The organism is Shewanella hafniensis, assembly GCF_019655335.1.
In the GTDB taxonomy this organism is placed as follows: domain Bacteria; phylum Pseudomonadota; class Gammaproteobacteria; order Enterobacterales; family Shewanellaceae; genus Shewanella; species Shewanella hafniensis.
Genome location: NZ_BPFD01000027.1, coordinates 1 through 17,383, shown reverse-complemented (window position 1 = coordinate 17,383; position 17,383 = coordinate 1). Strand labels below are relative to the sequence as shown.

The window sequence follows — 17,383 nt, the reverse complement described above, 5'->3', positions numbered from 1 at the left end:
CTTATCTTGTCTTTGTCGTCCTTGCCCAAAATGAGGTCAGCGAGTTTCACTTATGCGGCTTGCTGGGCTCTTTGTAGTGTGAGTAACCACTTACCATAGATAAAAATCCCCACCGCAGAGATAGTCCCTATGGCGGCGATGATGTACCACGCCATGCCAATGTTATGGCTGTGGTACAGCAATTGGGTGAGATCGTGTGCGTTTTCACCTGTGTAACTCACCAAGGTAGTAAAGGCTTCACCTTGGGGAATGGCACTGACCTCAGTGCTGTTCATGCCGCGCTCTAGCAATAAATCCCGCGAAAACAATTCCTTTGATGCATAAATCTCATAGAGTTTAGGGCCAAAATAGCCTTCTAATCCCCAGCCGATCCCTTGGGGCAACATCACAAATCCCAAGTACATGGCTTTTTTACCTTCGGGAGCAATATTACCCATAAACTCGTTTTTCTTCGGGCTAATCATCATTTCGCCAATGGAGAACATGGCAATCGCGAAAACGATAAACCATGCCGCATGGAAAGCACCGATAAACACAAAAGCTAAAATACTCAGCAAACAACCAATAAACATAGCGGTAGTAATACGGTATTTAGCCGTCAGTGCCGCGACGATAAAACAGCAGGTCATGATCAGGCCCGCATTGAGGTTTAACATGCCTTCGGGCATCACCTTAGTGCCTTCGTTATTGAGGCCAAGCCAAAATTGTAGAATACCGTTACTGGTGCCTTCGCTGCCAAAGAGAGAGGTGACGATTACGCTGGTATCGACCCATTCGGAAATATGGATAGGCAGCACATCGAATAGGGCATTGAACAAGAACCAAAATCCTGAAAAAACGAGCATATAGTAGATTACAATCGGCTTTTTCAGCTCGCGCCAAGCATCACGCCACAGGGATTCTTGTTCGACTTCACCCGATTTTATTTGCTTATTGCGTTCCAGTCGCTCGGCTTTACCAGGCTCGGTATAGGTGAGTAAGAATAAGAAGTTGAGTGAGATAATTGCGGCGCAGGCGAAAAATACATTGTCCCACGACAATTGGCGCATATGTACGGCAACTAAGGGTCCGAGGAAACCGCCAATGTTTACAACTTGGTAAAAAATGCCCCAAGCCATTGAAGTGTTATTGCGATTAGTGGACAGCACTAAGGTGCCTTGAATGCCCGGTTTAAATATCCCTGTGCCAATGGCAAGGAGTAATGCACCGACAAGGAAGCCCCAAAAGCTGGGGAAGAATGCCATGACGAGATAGCCAAAGATTTTAATGATGGTGGAGCCGAAGATGGTTTCTTTGTAGCCCACTCGGTCAGACATGCCACCGGTGAACACGGGCACAAAGGTTTGCATGATCGCCCAGAGGGAAATAATAATGCCGTAGTCACTCAGGCTGATACCAAGGCCGCCCGCAGACTCTGGCGCTTTAGCGTACAGCCCTGCACTGGCTTTAACACCGTAGTAGGCGATACGCTCGACTAACTCCATCCCGCCAACTAACCAAAACACATAACCTAAGCTAGTAATGGAGGCCCACATGCCGAGCTGTTTGACTTCTCGCAGATCGTTGCCTGCATTTGGACTATTCTGACTCATGTCCTTCCCTTATTATTGTTATTGAATTTATTTCTGTTTAACCCATTAATTATCAAAAACTTAAATTTATGAAGTTAATGATTTCATCTTGTTTAAATACGATAATGGGCTTGCTTGAACGGATACTTTACCTAATTCGGCCTTAAACACCAAAAAAGTAGCAGAAAATGATGAATTAACCCACATCTGTTATTGAACTGTACTGAGTTTGTCATTTGGCTGAAATTGGACTGTTTCTGCTTAAGTCATTGTGATAATTAATCTTTATTGTTAATTATTCACAATGAACATGCTTTGAGTTCTCGCTATTTTTAGGTACAATCCATTGTCGCATTTTTGTTCACCCGATCATTTTTCTAGATAGATACGACTCTAGCTCCCCTTTTTGTGAGAAACGCTAATGACAGCAACAACATCTAATCATGCTCCTGCGGATATGAGCTTGCTCGAGGAGCCGATTGCGAAGCTTTTTTGGCGCTATACCATACCCACCATAGCTTCTATGTTGGTGACGGGCGTATATGTGACAATTGATGGCATCTTTGTTGGCCACTATTTAGGTGAAACAGGGCTGGCGGGGATGATGTTAGCTTACCCTGTGGGCGCGATTTTATACGCTATTGGCGCCATGATAGGTATGGGTAGCGCGGCATTAGTGTCGATCAATCTTGGTCAAGGTAATGTAGTCAAGGCCCGTAAACTACTGGGTAATGCCTTTACGTTATGTTTATTAACCGGATGCTTTTTTGCCCTTGTTGGCGGGATATTCTCGCGAGATATTTTGGTCGCCCTTGGGGCGCAAGGGGAGATGCTCGAAAATGCTAATGAATACTTATTCTGGTATTTTGCACTGTGTCATTTTCCCATAATTTCAATGACCTTCACCACACTGCTGCGTAATGATGGCAGGCCATCTATGGTGACTTGGGTGTTGATCTTGGGCGGTGTATTAAACACTTTCTTAGATTGGCTATTTATTGTGGTCTTCCCCTTTGGTTTAGCGGGCGCTGCGATTGCGACTATGATGTCGCAGGCGGTTACTGGGCTTTTGTGTTTGCAGCACTTTTTCAGTCCTCGGACTCAGTTGAGGATCGACCTTGAGCAGATGAAGCTTAAGCTCGACAATTGCTTGAACATAGCCCGCGTGGGTTTACCCAGCTTTTTGATGAACCTTTATTTGTCGATAGTGTTAACCCTACACAACACGGCATTTTTGTGGGTGGGCGGTCCCTTACACGTGGCAGCCTATGGCGTAGTCAGTTACACAGAAGCATTCTTCTATCTGATTTTTGAAGGTATTGCCCTCGGCACGCAACCCATTTATAGCTTTAATGCGGGCGCTGGGCGTTTCGATAGGGTTAAGCAAGCACGTAATATTGCCTTTGGCATGACGCTGCTCACCGCTGCCTTGGGCTTAGCGCTGATTTATTCCCGCCCTGAATGGCTAGTGTATTTGTTTGCCGGCGATAATCAGAACCTAACGCCCGTGGCGATTGAAGGGATGCGCTGGTATTTCTGGGGCTTACCAATGGAAGGTTTAATCTTAGTCGGTGCGAGTTTCTTCCAAGCGATTAATTGCTCGAAACAAGCCTCTATGCTGACGGGCGCGAAACTTATCCTGATCGCGGCGATTATCTACTGCTTCGCTTGGATGTTTGGCGTGATTGGTGTGTGGGTATCGCTCGCAACCTGTAGCACTATTCTGACGATATGGATGTTCTACGCCATGAAGCGAGTCGAGGTGCGGCTGCAATAATCCTGTTTTGCTTGGGTCTTGGTTTTGGCTGTTTTTTTGCGTGCGCTGATGATGAGGGAAGAGGGCAAAGGAAGGCAAAATAAGCGGCCAGACAAGCGGTAAGAATAGATATATGAACAGAGGCATAAGTAGTTAGTTTTCCCTGAGTTTCATAATCGATTTTATAATTGATTTCACCATTAAGTTCACGATTGTTTTCAGTATCGGGGCGATTTATGGCCCCGATTGCCATTCAACTACTATCTTTCTGCGCCAAACATGACTTAGGGCTAGCGTGGGATGATGGCCTCTGATACATTTCGCTGGTTTAATCTGCTATCAAAAATGACGCCTTCAAGCGGGCGGTTTTTTCGAGGTCATAATCCTCAGAAAACCAGCTAGATTCGCTTTGAAATTTGGGTCAGTTGATCGTCGATATAACTGGGTATTGAGCCGAATGACTCGCTCGTTGATTTTAGTAATTTATGTTTTATGAGGCCCTTATGCGCACCACTGCAGTCATTTCTATGCTGTTGCTTGGCGTGTTAACCACTGTTAATGCCAGTGCCAAAGAGAATGAGTTAGTGTTTGCCAGCGACTTTGAAGGCAATCGTTTATCTCAACCTTGGTCGTGGATCATGGGTTGTCAATTTGAAGGCGCTGAACCCCACAGTGGTGAAAGTGCGCTGTTATGTGCCGAAGGCAATAGCAGCATAGTCAGCAAGTACCCCATTTCTGAAGCGGGTCTGTTGGAGTTTTGGGTTAAAACTCAAAATACTCAAACCCAGTATCGAATCAATGTATTAACCTCACCAGTATTAAAGCTCGATGCCCAGTGGCAGCATGTTGCCTTAATCGATATCACTCCGGGTGCGAACGAGTATTTGGCGCACAGAGTCTCTATCGACGATCCGAGCCGCCAGTATATTCGCCTCGACATTGAGTCCATTAATGGCCCCATCAGTCTGGATGATTTGAGCTTAGATAAAATTCGCCTCGATATGGCCCTGCAAAAAAATGAGCAGAAAATTATCGGCGGGATTTTAGATAAGCTTAAAGCTGACAAGAATTACGAAGTGCAGTCTGAGTCGTTCCGCACCTTAGGTAAAAACTACGCCGCCCAGCTTGAGAGCCAAAGACAATACCTCGAATACTCGAATGCCATCTATTCCAGTATCACCTTTGTGTTGGCAACCTCTGAGCGCAACAAGATGTCTAACCCTATGGGATATAACACCTTTAGGTCGGTGCTATCCGACACTAAACGTGTGGCATCACCTATCCAGCAGGCACGCTTGGGTTCTATGGTGAAACCCTTTGGCGACTTAGCCACCGCGACCTTAAATGTGGTCAGTGCCGGTGCTTATTCCGCCTTTGCCGAACCTTTTAAATCATTCTTGGCCGCGACCTTCGATCGCTCTAATTATGACAACAGCGACTTGAGTCGTAGCGATAAAAAGTTTGCCGAAGAAAATGGCCTGAAAATTTATCAGCAGGCCGAACGCTTTATGTCTGAAATCGAAAAAGAGCTGCAACAAGTCACGGCACTAGACAATGATTTAGTCAGCATGCAGAAGAACTTAGATACGTTCCGTAAGGATCTCGATAAGCATCTACGCGGCTATTTACAGCATGCCGGCATTGCCCGCACGCCTGAAAACTACAGCCGAGTGATGAGTAAAGACGAGCAGACCCGAGCACTTGTGATTACTGAGGCGAGTGCCAATATCAGCGCTAAAGCAGAAGCCTTACTAGCTTCGAATAGCAATGCTGAACTGGTGCAATACATGATTAAAACCACTGAGAAGATTGATGAATTTCAAGAGTTTAAGGAGCGTTTTAACCAGATCACTTCGGCCATGCTAACCTTCTACGATAAATTTGAACGTTCGATTGCCACTGAACAAAACCCCTTCACCGACCCAAGCGATCGCGCCGTATGGGAGCAACACGCCCAAAGCGCCCGTAACTACATTCGCCAGTCGAAGGAAGCGTTCACTAAAGCCTTTATGTAAAGGATTGTTGTAACAACATCGACTGAGCTTTTTTCACCGAAATGGCAGCGCAAGTCTTTTTCGCTGCCATTTTTTATATCCTCAATTTGTCAAAGCGCTCGTTTAATAAGCCATTTTAATCTGAGCGTGTTGTAGGTAACCCTAAAGTGCATTATGTTGTCGATTTAGAATAGTCAGTTGTTTGGTTTTATCAGTGATGGAGTTGTTGACATGGAGTTTCAGGCTATCCCAATTATGCGGATTTTTGATGAAGATAAAGCCAAAGAGTTTTATCTTGGTTTTCTTGGCATGGAGTTAGATTGGGAACATCGTTTTGAAGAGGGTTACCCTATTTATATGCAAGTGTCGCTTGGCAATTTTGTTTTACACCTAAGTGAACATTCCGGTGACTGCACGCCTGGCAGTAAGGTTTTCGTGAATGTCAGCAACCTAGATAAACTTTTTACACAAATTACTGCAATGCCATACAAATATAATAAGCCAAGCATTGAAGAGGCAACTTGGGGGGCGAGGTGTTTCACTGTGACAGATCCATTTTCAAATAAGTTATTGTTTAATGAATCATCGGATACATAACAAACAAATGTTATCGCCAGCAAAAAGTGCCGGCTGCAACGTCAACCCGCCGCGAAGCTTTTCGTGCTAAATCTGGGCGTTAAATGTATGCATATCGAACGCACATTTTTCTATTACGAAAGAAGCCGAAAACAACAAGCCAAAGTGCTCGTTTTCAATATGCTATTTTTGCCGCTTATCCTTTGGCTTATTTGGATGTTGATTTCAAAAAATGAGCCTTTTTATGACGAATTCTTGTTTTATATAAAATATATTGTTGTGGGCTCAGAGCTTGTACTATTGTTGCTAGCAGCATGGTTACTTACTCATCCGGCAAAATTTTATATCAAGCTTACAAATTCTGAGTTGAGCTCATTTCATCCTACTTTTAAAGAATGGACGTTCAGCGTCAATCCGCAAGACATTATTGAAATTGAACACAGTACAGATATAGGCGCAAACGCTAGCCTTATTTCAGTGAAAATGAATAATGGTTCATCAGTTTTATTGAGTCCCAACTATCCATATAAGCGAAGCGAACTATACGATGCATTGCGATTGGTTAATCCAAATATAAAAACGCCCAAGAACACTTGGTCGTTCCCTTATAAAAAGTAAAAAATCAATTATTGACTGGCCTAGCTTAAAAATGGGATGTCATGTCCTGCAACTCACTGTAACCTTGCTTATCCAAATCAATCACTGCCCATTTGTTTTATTGGGTGGGCATGTCTTAAATACATCAATTTTTTAATGAGTTAGCTCAATTTCATGTCTCAGCTTTAGCCCTTCAACTTTTAATGACTCTAATTTAAGCAATTTTTGCTCGTACAAGTTGTAGACAAACCAAAAGTGCATTATGTTGTTTACCTAAAATGGATGGCCGGATTTTTGCGTTATCCAAGTAGCTCAAATCGCTCACTACGTTTCGCTAATCATTAGAACTTAAGGTCAAATTATGCAAACTGTACGTGGTTTAGAAATAAGCCAAAAAGTATTACTTGGTGAAGAAGCGTTTATCAAATATAAACGTGAAAATAGAAAATGGTACGCAATCTTGTGCATGGCTCTAGTTTCCATTTTTATCATGGTTGCCTTCGCCATTATCAATAAAGAGTTGGAACTTGGGATTTACATAGGAGCCTTACTGTTTGTGTATTGCATTCCTTTAGGTGTATTAGCATCCAAAAATAAAAGTAGCCCTGCCATATGGGTTTTATTTACTTTATTTTTTACACCAGTTTTGGGTTTCGTTTTTTCTCACGCTTTAATGACAAGAAAAGGTTTCAAGCATGAGTGGCTTTAAGCTCTGATGAATACAAAGACACCCAGCGCTTTATAGTGCAGTTGTTAATTTCTGACTATGCTTGGGTTAAGCATTAAACAAGGAGGTTTGTATGCCGCCCCCTCGCAGAACTCAGATAAGTGTTGAAGACACTCCCGTCTATTACAGAGGAAGAGGGTTACACTGGCTTACAACACACTCCATATCTTAAGTTCGCTCTGCGATGGAGTTCATAGACTTCACAACCTAACAATGGCTCAGTTCTATTAAGAACTGCGCCAAAACGCTCAAAGTAGTCTTCATTAACTTGTTTTGCACTAATAAGTGGTACTTCAATACTGACATCTACACGACCTTTACGTATCAACGCTGGGTCAAGATTATCAGGATGATTTGTGGTCATTATTACAAGGCAGTCATCAAGAGGAATGATTCCGTCTAACGCGTTTAGAACGCCACCTAAAGTGAGTGGTGGGTTATCTGCATTGCTTTCAGCAGTTCGTGATACCGTAGCCTTTACACAGTCACAGTCCTCGATTAACAACATAGCTCCGGGCGGTACTTTTCTAATAGCCTTATGAATAGTGGCATCATTTACAGTCGATAGATTCAATATGTATAGATCGCGATGATACTCAACGGCTAAGGCTCTCGCTATACCCGTCTTACCCGTACCCGTTTTTCCATGTAACAGTATGGTTAGCTTACTTACAACCGATTCCCCCCTACTTGCGAAGTTATCAACTTCCCCCATCAACTCCTGCTTAAACCCTTCATCAAGCACTAATTCACTAAAACCCGATGATTTCAATATGCCATAACGACACCATTCGGTTTCTTCGAAAATATTAACTTTCGGCTCAGTAGAGATGTCTCCACGAGTATCTTCTAAAAAACTATGTAGTTTATCTTTTGCCCACCATGGTGCACTTACAGTAATAGTATCGTATGCCATCGTACTATCGACCTTAGTACGGGTCGCCAACATGATACAACCATCGTATTTAAACAGGTGCATACCGTAGCCGATAGACTTAACACTGACACGCCCGTCGTAACTCATACTATAGTCAAAGTACACAGCCTCAGAGATAGAGCGTGAAAAAAACGGAATGGTAGTATTACTGATCAAAAAGGACAGTTTATTGAATACCTCTGTGCGCGCCTGATGGCTATCGTCGATAGTGAGCCGCACAAACAGTAGGCAACTGAGCCAACTTAACAGCTTCGCGGGGACATCTTTTAGCATGTAGCCTACGAGTCCAATTAACGTTAATGTTAATACTCCAACAATGACAGCCGTCAACAAAGGATCACCATTGGTGAGCGCCTTTATTTGTAGTAATACCTCGTTCATTTACTCACCTTTACTATAAATGCCTAATAGACATAGTCGAGAATACAGCCAACCGAGTCGAGGATACTACTAAGGTATCCTCAGTATGTGCGCTATCGCACGTGGTTAAAGCGACTTGATAAAGATCCCCTACTTATCACTAACGATTGCCTTAGGTCGCAGCAATATCACACTTTAAATCAACATCTTAATATTAGATTGATATTTAAGTGCTCACTAAAGTAAACGGATGAATATCAGGGATGGCGCCGTTCATCAAAGAGTTGGATGGAGCGGCTCTGCATCCACGGACTGACTTGAACAACATCCGTGTTTAACTGCCAGTTCGCTATCTGATAGGCAGGACGCCTGAATGTCGTGCAATGCAGGGATGCATGAGAACGACCATGGCTCTCGTTCATAAACTTAGAGGCCCTAGGTTTCTATTCACCGAGTCGGTGAGTGAATGCCATGGCAAGCCTGTAAACTGCTTGTCAATAAACGTTAATTGGTAAGCTGTGTTAGTGGTTTATCAGCCTACAACTCAAATATCATTCAGCGAAGTCTCAATAAGAAAGCCGCTAATGAAGGCGGCTTTCGTGTTCGATTGTCCTGTAACCCTTGAATTTTCTTGGTTACATTAAATCTATAGGCATCAGAGCAAATACACGTTCAAGCTGCAGGCGCCGTGGGCACCGACGACTAGAGCTTGTTCGATATCGGCGGTTTTTGATGGACCCGCGATAAACACCCCGAACTCACCTGAGGCTAGCGTGATTTCTTTAGCTGCCTGATGTAGGGTCGGCACAATCTTATTCGCTGGCAGGGCTAAGATCAGGTTTTCACAGATAAAAGGCGTGACTCTGTGGCCTAAATTCTTATTGTTCACCCAAATGGCACCGTTTTCGGCAACGCCAATGTCACCTGGGATCACAGCATAATCTATGTTTTTGAGCTCGTGGGCAGTGGGTGGCATTTCACGGTTTGCCGTGACACCCTCTACAAGGGAGATGACCTGTAACCCTTGGGCGATATGTTCATCGACTTTGGCTTGCAGGGCGACTAAGCCACCTTCTTTATGCAGCGTACCCGCGACAGTATTGAGGTTGGTCTCGAACTGGCCGACGAGATTTTCGACCCTTGGCGTCACATCTATGCTTGGCATAGGATGATTTGTTAAGGCCGACAGTTTGAGCGCATTGAGAATTTCAAGTTTACTAGACATCTTATAGGCTCCTGTGTTTCTTAAACCAAGCTTCGAAGCTGGAGTTCGGGGCGACGGGCAGTTCACGGTATTTACCCCATGCACCGCTAAAGGGTTTTAACAGACTACCCGGTAGAATGCGCAGCGCGGTTCTCGCCACACTCAAAGAGCAGTTCAGCATGGTTTCGCTTGCCATAAATTTACCCACTAATGGCATGTAACTGTTTTTGCCATAGGGGAGTTTTCCAGCTTCAGCCTTAAGGCGTCTGTGGTGGAAAATAATCTTATCGAGCGGCACCTTAGTCGGGCAGATATAGGTACAGCTGCCGCACAAGGTACAGGCCCAAGCAATCGAGTTAGTGTCATCAATCTTAGCGCCCACTGCGATGCCAATTGGGCCCGGAATGGTGTAGTTGTAGCTGTAACCGCCAGAGCGACGATACACAGGACAGGTATTGAGGCAACCACCACAACGGATACACTTCAATGATTCTGCAAGGATTTTATCCTTGAGCATCTCAGTGCGGCCGTTGTCGACGATAATAATATGCATCTCACCTTCGGGCTGTGGGCCACGGTAAAAGGCGCTGTAAGTCGTAACCGGTTGGCCCGTGGCGTTGCGCGCCAGAGTGCGTAGCAAGACGGCCGCGCTATCGATATCGGGCACCACTTTGTCGATACCCATTGAATGCAACTGCAACTTAGGCAGGTTAGCGCCCATGTCGGCGTTGCCTTCGTTGGTGCAAACCACCACGGCGCCTTTATCGGCAATCGCCATGTTCACGCCTGTCATCGCGGCATCGGCACTAAGAAACTGTTCACGCAGGTGGGCACGGGCGGCGCGGGTTAAATACAAGGGATCGGATCCCCCCGCTTTAGTGCCGATTTTCTCATGGAAGAGGTCGCCGACTTCTTCTTTCTTCATATGGATCGCGGGCACAACTATGTGTGATGGCGGCATTTTGGCGAGCTGAATAATCCGCTCACCTAAGTCGGTATCGATGACTTCAATGCCGCGCTGTTCTAAGTACGGATTGAGGTGACATTCCTCGGTCAGCATAGACTTAGACTTCACCAATTTTTTGACTTTATGGCGGGATAAAATGTCATGGACGATGCTATTGTGCTCGGCGCCATCTTTGGCCCAATGGACTTGTATGCCGTTGGCAATACAGTTTTGTTCAAAGGTTTCAAGATATTGAGCAAGATGGGTTAGGGTATGCAGCTTTATTTCTGAGCCTAACTGACGCAGTTGTTCCCACTCTGGGATGCTACCCGCGGCGCGGTCGCGTTTTTCTCTGAGCATCCACAGGGCTTTTGAATGCCAGTCGACACGGGTTTCGTCGCGGCAAAAAATATCGGCTTTATGGGCATGGACCTGTGAGCCTTGAGCCCCGTGATTATGATTGTAAGCCATGGTGAGTCTCCTAGAGCGCGGCGTTCAGCACTTGCGCTATGTGGCGAATTTCAATCGGCAATTGCTGTCTGCGGATCATGCCATCGAGGTGCAATAGGCATGAGGGATCAAAACCCACCACATATTCAGCACCGGTTGCAGCATGGGCTTGGGCCTTGTCTTTGCCCATTTTGGCCGACACTGCGCCTTCATCGACGGCGAAGGTGCCACCAAAGCCGCAGCATTCGTCACGGCGGTCTGGATACACTATGTCTATGCCTGCAATATTGGCCAATACAGCTTCGACTTTGTTAAATCTTGGCCCCATTTGCTCACTTGGGGTGGCAAGGCTTAACATGCGAATGCCATGGCAACTCAGTTGCAGGCTTACCTTGTGCGCGAAGGGCTTGGTAAAGGCTGGGATCGGCGCGATATCGTGCAAAAATTCTGTCAGTTCATAGAGCTTGTTGATCACAGCTTGCGCTTCAGGGCTGCTATCAAACTCGTGGAAGTTTTCTTTGGCGGCCACTAAGCAAGAGGCGGCTGGGCAAACAATAGCGTCGCATTCCACTCCCTTAAAGGCGTTGAGCAATTTAAGGGTGGTACTGCGCGCTGCATCGAAGCAACCTGAGTTTGTCATCGGCTGGCCACAGCATGTTTGACCCGCAGGTAGAATCACTTGGTGCCCAAGTTTCTCTAATAATTCTAAGGTGGCAATAGCAACCTCTGGCATCATTTGATTGACTAGACACGGGATGAAAAGGGCGATTTTCATTGTGTTTTCTCTTTCTTGTTAGTGAACGACATTGCCTTGCATTGTGCCCCCAAAGTCCACACAAATGCTAAGGTAGTTGATCAAATATAGGCCTATCTAAAGTAAATAAGTAGCCCTAATTTAGTAAATGAGCTTGTAGATTTTTGCAAAAATGAGAATATTTTAAGTTTATGATTTTAATTGTTTTATTATGGTTTTATTTTGTAATTTAACTACAAGTTGAAGCGTGTCGGCCGATAAATGAGAATAGTTGTCTTATAAAGAAAAACGGGGCTACTTTGAGCCCCGTTTAGTCAGTGTTTTAGCGGCTGCACTCTTCGAGTAGATAAGCCAAATGGCGATAGGAAATGCCACTGTGTTGAGTCAAACCGACCTCACACATACGGTTGGCGTAATAGCCTTCCTTAATCTCGACAGGAATGAGCTTTTTGATATTACGCAGTGCACTGGCGTTGATTTCTGGTTTATACAAGCCTTTTTCACCCGCGTAACCACAGCAGTCAATTCCCGCAGGTTTAAGCACTTGGGCTGAGCACGCATCGGCAATAGCCTGCATCTTAGGTTCAAGTTTCATCTTGCGGGCGCTACAACCTAAGTGCAGTGCTACATTGACTTTTTTGCTGATGTTGAGCTTAGTTAGCAAGTTGTCGTGCATAAACTCAACTAAGTCGATAATTTGTACTTTGGGGTTACCCGTGAGGGTGCGATAGGTACAAGACAGTGCATCGACGACCACAGGCAACTTGCCGCCGTTGGTCATTTTGCTCACCGCATCGATAAGCTCTTGGCGTTTGGCATCGGCATTTTTAAAGTCGCCCTTAGACTCCCACATTTGACCACAGCACAAATCGCGGGTCTTTTCAGGGGTAATCACGTTATAACCCGCGCGTTCCAGTAGCGTGACGACGACTTCTGGCAGAGTGCGATTATCGGGATCTTTTGGTGTTGGACCAAAGGTTCTGCCGCCACAAGCAGGGAAGTAGACCACAGTTTCTTGGCCCACTTTTGCAGGGGAGGGTTTTGGCAGTTTGCCGCCTTTGGGGAAATCCGGATTCCAATACGGCACTTCTTTTGAAATCAAACGGCCGGTTTTCATTAGCGCATTGGTGATGCCATCGCCGGTGATTTTATGGATAACCCCGAGCATGTCAAAACCTGAGCTGATCACTTGGTTGACCGCGCCAAAATGTTTGGCTTGGAAATCTAAGACTTTTTGCTCAGTGGTCGTGATGTATGGCGTGCGCAACTTACGCACCAATTGGCCCATGCTGTTGTCAACCGGGCAGGCAATAGTACAAAGCTGACAGGCGGCGCAGGTATCAACCACATCGTACTTCGCGGCGGCGCGCATTTCGGCTGCGGCGGCTTTATCACCGGATTGCTCTAAGCGCTCGATTTCACGCAAAGTGGCGATACGCTGGCGCGGCGAGAAGTTCAGTGCCGATGTTGGACAGGTTTTTTCGCAGAAACCACATTCGATGCACTTATCGACAAAATCATCGACCACAGGGCAGGGCTTGATGTTTTTAACGTGGACATTGCTATCGTCGTTGAGGATAACACCTGGGTTTAAGATACCATTAGGATCAAACACTTGCTTGATACTTTTCATCAGGGTGTAGGCATCTTGCCCCCATTCTTTTTCGACAAACGGCGCCACAGCACGGCCAGTGCCATGCTCGGCTTTCATTGAACCGTCGTACTTATTAATCACCATATCGGCAATATCGTCCATAAAGGCATGGAAGCGGTCGATATCGGCTTGGGTAGAGAAAGTCGGCGTAATAATAAAATGGAAGTTACCCGCTAGGGCATGGCCATAGATACAGCCTTCAGGGTAACCATGTTTATGGAAAAGCTCAGTAATATCATGTGCTGCTGCCGCTAGATGCTCGAGTTCAAAGGCTACGTCTTCGATAATGACCGAGGTGCCCTTTGGCCGCTCGCCACCCACAATGGGGAATAAGCCTTTACGCATTGCCCAATACTTGTCACAAACTGCTGGGTTAGTACTAAATTCCATTGGGCGAATAAAGTCAAAGCCGGCGAGTTTCGCGGTGACATCTTGGGTATAAGCCTCGAGGGTTTGCGCGTCATCGGCACGGGATTCGATAAGCAAAATAGCGGATAATGCGGGCAATTCCGATAACCAGTCCGGCATACCAGGCTTACCCGTTACCGCTTTGATGGATGGCCAGTCGAGGAGCTCAGCCGCAGCAACGCTCTCACCGTTGATCAATGGAATCGCGCGGGCGGCATCTTCCATATTGTGGAATACGGCCATGGCCGAGGCTTTAAATTTAGCCTCATTGACTGTGTTGTAGGTGACTTCGTTAATGAAGGCGAGGGTGCCTTCCATACCCACCATTAAATGATTAATGATGTCGAAGGGATCGGTAAAATCGAGTAACGAGTTGATACCATAGCCAGTGGTATTCTTGATCGAATATTTTTTACGAATACGGTCCGCCAATAGCGCATTATGGCGAGTCATGTGTGACAGCTCTTTGATCGCATCGAGTAGTTTGCCGTGGGTTTTAGCAAATTCAGCCTTTGATTTCTCACAGCCAGTATCTAGCTCTGTACCATCGACAAAAAGCAGCTTTGCAGAGGCGATCGTTTGGTAACTGTTTTGGGCAGTGCCGCAGCACATACCTGAAGCATTATTGGCAACAATACCGCCAATCTTAGCCGAGGCAATGGTCGCAGGATCGGGGCCAATTTTGCGGTTAAGTGGCGCCAATACGGCATTGGCATCGGAACCAATGACAGCGGCACCTAAGGTAATTTGTTTGGCATCGCTACTGACTTCTATTTTTCTAAAACCATCATGACCAAGAATGAGCAGTATGCCCTCACCGATAGCTTGGCCCGATAAACTGGTGCCCGCTGCTCTAAAAGTCACGGGCGCATTATGCTTCCTGGCTACCGCTAAGGTCTGTTTAACTTGCTCTAGGGTCTCGGCATGGACTACGACTTCTGGGACGATTCTGAAGTAACTCGCATCGGTGGACCAAGCAAAACGACGGACGGGATCATCCGTGACAGGGTGGTCGCCTAATTGCACTCTTAGATCATCGATGACCAATTTGTAGTTAATCGACATTGCATTGCTCTCTTTGTAAACTGACAGAAGTCGAAGTCATAGGTGGTGACTTCGAATTCTCAATTAAATCAATGAATTAGAAGCCACCCCATAGGGTTGCAATGGTTCCTGCTAATAGGGCATAACCGATGGCAACTGGCATAGTCTTACGGATAATTTCTGATTCTCTACCCGCCATACCCACCACAGTGGCAGCGGCTACCACGTTCATTACGCACATCATGTTACCGGCGTTCGCACCTATACCTTGTAGTGCCAAAACCAATGTGTGGTTCATGCCAACATTGTCAGCCACACTGTATTGCAGACTGGAGAACATCATGTTCGAGAAAGTGGCTGAACCCGATAAGAAGGCACCAAAAATTCCTACTATAGGCGCCACCCATGCCCATACCGCCCCCATTGACTGGCCAAGCATATCGGCTAGGGCAACTGGCATAGAGGCAAGACCTGCACCATTAGCACCTGAGTTTAAGAAGATTTTCACCATAGGCACCGAAGCACCTAATGAAATAATGGTGGGTAACATGGACTTACATGACACACCGACCGTTTGCTTAATCGCAGGGCTTTTCATTTTGAACAGGAAGAAACCGAGAATACACACGGCGACGAAGAAGGCGCCTGGGGCGTATAGCGTCGCGAAGCTGGCCTTAAGTTCGGTGCCCATTAAACCTGTCCAGCTGATATTGAAGCTTGATAACCAGGCTTTAAGCGGCATAACTGTACGAGATAACACCAACAGCGCAGCCATGATGATATAGGGCGTCCAAGCGGCTATTTGTGAGAATTTGGCTGTGGCTTCAACCTTGACTCCCTCTTGACTGTCATTTTCGGCAAAATCATTCCAAGGAGTTTTAGGAAGCAAATAACCTTTGCGCGCAACAGGGATCACCAGTGCCATACCGATTAATGCACCGATAACTGCTGGGAATTCAGGGCCTGCGAGGTAGTTGATGATCCATGCGGGGACAGTAAACGCAAGGCCTGCAAAAATCGCAAATTTCCAAATCGCTAAGCCTTCCTTAAAGGATTTATTACGACCAAAAAATCCGGTCAACATAGTCACCATGACCAGCGGGATTAATGAACCTGTGATTAAGTCGATAGTGATCATATGCATGACGATATATTGCGCGTAACCAGCATAGTTACCGCCATGTGCTGCAAATTGCTCCGCAGCCATGCTTACGCCACCTTGGATCAGACCCTGTTCCATCCCAAAGAGCACAGGTAAGCCAATCGCTCCAAATGATACGCAGGCTGAGTCGGCAATCAAAGCAACAACCGCAGCGGCAACCGGTGGTACGCCTAGCAGTACAAGCAGTGGTGCACCAATCGCGGCGGGTGTACCAAAGCCTGCGCTGCCTTCGATAAAGGCGCCAAATAACCAACAAATGATGATCACTTGCACACGGGCATCGGCACTGATGTTAGTAAAGCCAGCGCGGATAGTGTCCATTGCACCTGAGTATTTCAGGGTATTGAGCAGGAATACCGCGCCGAAGATGATGGTTAATGGAGTGATGGCTGATAGCAGTCCCTCGAGGACCGATGCCGCCAGTAATGTGGTATCCATTTGCCAAATAAACACAGCGGCGAGCGCAGTGACTACCATGGATATGGGCATAGCCTTTGATGCAGGCATTCTGAGTAACACTAAAAATAGCATTACGCTGAGCACTGGCGTCAAGCTGGCGAGGAGTTGAAGTATTGTCATGCTTGCCTCTTCATAAAGTGGTCTGTCTTATTATTGATATTAGGATTTATCATCTGCCTTCATGTCGACTTCCCTGACCAATAAATCAGCAGTTAATACTGCAAGTACTTACGGTCTCGACATTCTGTGTTGTGTACTAGACGCTATTGTGAGCTTGACTAATATGATCTAGATCATCTTGGCTGTTATATGAAATGCTAATTTACAGTGCTGCGGGGTGCTTCTCTCAGGGGATTTTCTTATATGTGACAATGATCACTTAGACTCTTGGATGTATATCTACTTTGGTTATATAAAATTGTGTTTGTTGTTTTTATGGTTGTTAAAAATAGAGCTATCACTCATATTTATCGTCATTATTGCAATTAACTGATCCATTTATTTCATTAATAGACTCTTAATGATTTTTTAAGACATTTTTAAGGTGTGATTAAGATCACGCAAGGCGACGCCGTTGAATTAGGGAAATTGCACTGAAGTTTATCAAGTGATTATTTTTATTGGTTAATTTTATGGTTCGCTGATGTTTTTTTATAGTGATGCAGATCACGCTTTTTAAAGTCGAAATTTTATTGTGATGTAAGTCACTTAATTAAATTTACTTTAATTTGAAATTAAATAACCGTTATTTAAGTCACTTTCAGTTTTTTGAACAGCGGTATAC

At 45.5% G+C, this 17,383-nt stretch carries 12 protein-coding genes; 5 read left to right on the top strand and 7 right to left on the bottom strand.

The window, feature by feature from the left end; all coding sequences use genetic code 11:
- Positions 1–50: 50 nt before the first annotated feature.
- Positions 51–1,592, bottom strand: coding sequence for an MFS transporter (locus tag K5Q99_RS09845; RefSeq protein ID WP_220776750.1), 1,542 nt, complete (start codon positions 1,590–1,592; stop codon positions 51–53).
- Between the two features lie 400 nt (positions 1,593–1,992).
- On the opposite strand from K5Q99_RS09845, the gene K5Q99_RS09840 reads away from it, so the two are divergent.
- The 5 genes from K5Q99_RS09840 to K5Q99_RS09820 all read left to right on the top strand — a co-directional run bounded on the left by K5Q99_RS09840 (position 1,993) and on the right by K5Q99_RS09820 (position 7,203).
- Complete coding sequence (locus K5Q99_RS09840) at positions 1,993–3,348, top strand: MATE family efflux transporter (protein ID WP_220776749.1); 1,356 nt, start codon at positions 1,993–1,995, stop codon at positions 3,346–3,348.
- A gap of 482 nt (positions 3,349–3,830) precedes the next feature.
- Positions 3,831–5,342 carry a BAR domain-like protein A BdpA gene (gene bdpA, locus K5Q99_RS09835; protein ID WP_006085141.1) on the top strand — a complete coding sequence of 504 codons (1,512 nt, stop codon included), beginning with the start codon at positions 3,831–3,833 and terminating at the stop codon, positions 5,340–5,342.
- A 210-nt stretch (positions 5,343–5,552) separates the two neighbouring features.
- Positions 5,553–5,918 carry a glyoxalase superfamily protein gene (locus K5Q99_RS09830; RefSeq protein ID WP_011846274.1) on the top strand — a complete coding sequence of 122 codons (366 nt, stop codon included), beginning with the start codon at positions 5,553–5,555 and terminating at the stop codon, positions 5,916–5,918.
- A gap of 87 nt (positions 5,919–6,005) precedes the next feature.
- Positions 6,006–6,515, top strand: coding sequence for a hypothetical protein (locus K5Q99_RS09825; protein WP_071939135.1), 510 nt, complete (start codon positions 6,006–6,008; stop codon positions 6,513–6,515).
- A 340-nt stretch (positions 6,516–6,855) separates the two neighbouring features.
- The gene (locus K5Q99_RS09820) at positions 6,856–7,203 is read left to right on the top strand and encodes a hypothetical protein (RefSeq protein WP_063882654.1); all 348 of its coding nucleotides are present in this window, start codon (positions 6,856–6,858) and stop codon (positions 7,201–7,203) included.
- A 157-nt stretch (positions 7,204–7,360) separates the two neighbouring features.
- Here K5Q99_RS09820 and K5Q99_RS09815 read toward each other — a convergent pair whose 3' ends face one another.
- From K5Q99_RS09815 to K5Q99_RS09790, 6 genes are all read right to left on the bottom strand, one after another.
- Positions 7,361–8,539: an AAA family ATPase gene (locus K5Q99_RS09815; protein ID WP_220776748.1), complete on the bottom strand. Its 1,179-nt coding sequence runs from the start codon at positions 8,537–8,539 to the stop codon at positions 7,361–7,363.
- 634 nt (positions 8,540–9,173) lie between these two features.
- Positions 9,174–9,743 (bottom strand): LutC/YkgG family protein, encoded by a 570-nt coding sequence (locus K5Q99_RS09810; protein WP_006080875.1) that lies wholly within the window; start codon positions 9,741–9,743, stop codon positions 9,174–9,176.
- A gap of 1 nt (position 9,744) precedes the next feature.
- Positions 9,745–11,139, bottom strand: a complete 1,395-nt coding sequence (locus tag K5Q99_RS09805) for a lactate utilization protein B (protein WP_220776747.1) — start codon at positions 11,137–11,139, stop codon at positions 9,745–9,747.
- A gap of 10 nt (positions 11,140–11,149) precedes the next feature.
- Positions 11,150–11,893 carry a (Fe-S)-binding protein gene (locus tag K5Q99_RS09800; protein WP_006085148.1) on the bottom strand — a complete coding sequence of 248 codons (744 nt, stop codon included), beginning with the start codon at positions 11,891–11,893 and terminating at the stop codon, positions 11,150–11,152.
- A 301-nt stretch (positions 11,894–12,194) separates the two neighbouring features.
- Positions 12,195–14,999: an FAD-binding and (Fe-S)-binding domain-containing protein gene (locus tag K5Q99_RS09795; protein WP_220776746.1), complete on the bottom strand. Its 2,805-nt coding sequence runs from the start codon at positions 14,997–14,999 to the stop codon at positions 12,195–12,197.
- Positions 15,000–15,075: 76 nt separating this feature from the next.
- Positions 15,076–16,719, bottom strand: coding sequence for an L-lactate permease (locus K5Q99_RS09790; protein WP_106651139.1), 1,644 nt, complete (start codon positions 16,717–16,719; stop codon positions 15,076–15,078).
- Between the last annotated feature and the right edge of the window lie 664 nt (positions 16,720–17,383).

Excerpts from the sequence above, each read along its gene's own strand:
- K5Q99_RS09845 (WP_220776750.1), bottom strand. The coding sequence starts at position 1,592 with ATGAGTCAGAATAGTCCAAATGCAGGCAACGATCTGCGAGAAGTCAAA.
- K5Q99_RS09840 (WP_220776749.1), top strand. The coding sequence starts at position 1,993 with ATGACAGCAACAACATCTAATCATGCTCCTGCGGATATGAGCTTGCTC.
- bdpA (WP_006085141.1), top strand. The coding sequence starts at position 3,831 with ATGCGCACCACTGCAGTCATTTCTATGCTGTTGCTTGGCGTGTTAACC.
- K5Q99_RS09830 (WP_011846274.1), top strand. The coding sequence starts at position 5,553 with ATGGAGTTTCAGGCTATCCCAATTATGCGGATTTTTGATGAAGATAAA.
- K5Q99_RS09825 (WP_071939135.1), top strand. The coding sequence starts at position 6,006 with ATGCATATCGAACGCACATTTTTCTATTACGAAAGAAGCCGAAAACAA.
- K5Q99_RS09820 (WP_063882654.1), top strand. The coding sequence starts at position 6,856 with ATGCAAACTGTACGTGGTTTAGAAATAAGCCAAAAAGTATTACTTGGT.
- K5Q99_RS09815 (WP_220776748.1), bottom strand. The coding sequence starts at position 8,539 with ATGAACGAGGTATTACTACAAATAAAGGCGCTCACCAATGGTGATCCT.
- K5Q99_RS09810 (WP_006080875.1), bottom strand. The coding sequence starts at position 9,743 with ATGTCTAGTAAACTTGAAATTCTCAATGCGCTCAAACTGTCGGCCTTA.
- K5Q99_RS09805 (WP_220776747.1), bottom strand. The coding sequence starts at position 11,139 with ATGGCTTACAATCATAATCACGGGGCTCAAGGCTCACAGGTCCATGCC.
- K5Q99_RS09800 (WP_006085148.1), bottom strand. The coding sequence starts at position 11,893 with ATGAAAATCGCCCTTTTCATCCCGTGTCTAGTCAATCAAATGATGCCA.
- K5Q99_RS09795 (WP_220776746.1), bottom strand. The coding sequence starts at position 14,999 with ATGTCGATTAACTACAAATTGGTCATCGATGATCTAAGAGTGCAATTA.
- K5Q99_RS09790 (WP_106651139.1), bottom strand. The coding sequence starts at position 16,719 with ATGACAATACTTCAACTCCTCGCCAGCTTGACGCCAGTGCTCAGCGTA.